Source organism: Xanthovirga aplysinae (assembly GCF_009711365.1).
Classification (GTDB): Bacteria; Bacteroidota; Bacteroidia; order Cytophagales; family Cyclobacteriaceae; genus Xanthovirga; species Xanthovirga aplysinae.
In genome coordinates, this window is record NZ_SMMB01000359.1 from 1 (window position 1) to 1,237 (window position 1,237).

General features: G+C 32.6%; 1 protein-coding gene and 1 pseudogene. Both read left to right on the top strand.

The features are described 5' to 3' along the window. A partial coding sequence (locus E1171_RS01150) for a DUF2851 family protein (protein ID WP_155203262.1) occupies nucleotides 1-422 on the top strand: 422 nt, incomplete at its 5' end. A gap of 170 nt (nucleotides 423-592) precedes the next feature. Further along, nucleotides 593-1,237: pseudogene (locus E1171_RS01155) on the top strand (hypothetical protein); the annotation flags it as partial.

The following is a 1,237-nucleotide window of genomic DNA, read 5'->3' on the forward strand; positions in this document are numbered from 1 at the left end:
CCCTTTTTAAAACAGTAACTTCCTACCAGCATTTGCTGAAGTATTTGAAAACTACACCATCAACTTATTGGAAACATCATCATTTTTTTGGAAAATCCTCCAAAAGGGCTTTGTCAGGATTAGGAGATAAAAGTTTATTTAATATGGTGATAAATACGGTAGTCCCTTTACTCGCAGCCTATGGATTATATCAGGATAATACCATTTACATGGAAAGAGCTGTGCAGTTTTTGGAACAAATTCCCCCGGAAGAAAATAAAATTACTCGTTTATGGAAAGAATTGGGTTTTAAATCCCGAAGTGCTTATGATTCTCAGGCACAAATTCAACTTTACAATAAAATGTGTACCAAAAATAATTGTTTATCCTGTACGATAGGAACAGCTTTGATGAAGTCATCGGAGGTTTTAAAGACCACTTGATTGATTAACAAAAGGAAAATGTTTTACACCTAAAAGTACAAGAAATAATAGGATTGATTTTAATGGTTTGAAGTGGTTTTTTAATGCCTGAACGATTTGTTTTCCATACTTTTGCATTTTTGACTTTATTACTTCAATTTTCTTATTCTTAATTATCATTGCTTTTGGTTATGTTTTTTTTACTCAATTTGACGCTGTTGGGTATATTGACTTTTTGGTTTTACCGAAAATGGAAAATCTTTCCTTTAGGTGGACAAACCTTTTTGACAGGGTTGTTGGTAAAGTTTTTGGCAGGAATTTCTGTTGGTCTTCTTTATACATATTATTACAGGGGGGGAGATACATTTAATTTATTTCATGACGCCAGTACATTAGCAGATTTGGCTTTTAAAGATCCCTTTGCTTATTTGAATGCTTGTCTATGGAATGAAATTCCTGAATCCATTGCTTCTGGATTATTATTTTTACATCAGCCTAGAGCCTTGTTTGCCTCCAAATTGATAAGTATTATAAATTTAATTACTTATAATAATTATTGGCTTTCCTCACTATGGATGTCATTTTTTAGTTATATCGGTTTGTGGTTTTTAGCTAATTCTTTGACATCTATTTTTCCAACGAAAGAGAATGCAGCAACTATTTCCTTTTTGTTTTTTCCCTCAGTGGTTTTTTGGAGCGCCGGAATTCTTAAGGAAAGCATAATGATGCCCTTGATCAGCTTAATGATTGGATTAAGTTTGCCTTTTCTGCTACAGAAGGAAAGATTAGGTTGGAAACGGATATTTGTTCTTTTTTTTCTCTCTATTATTTTATGG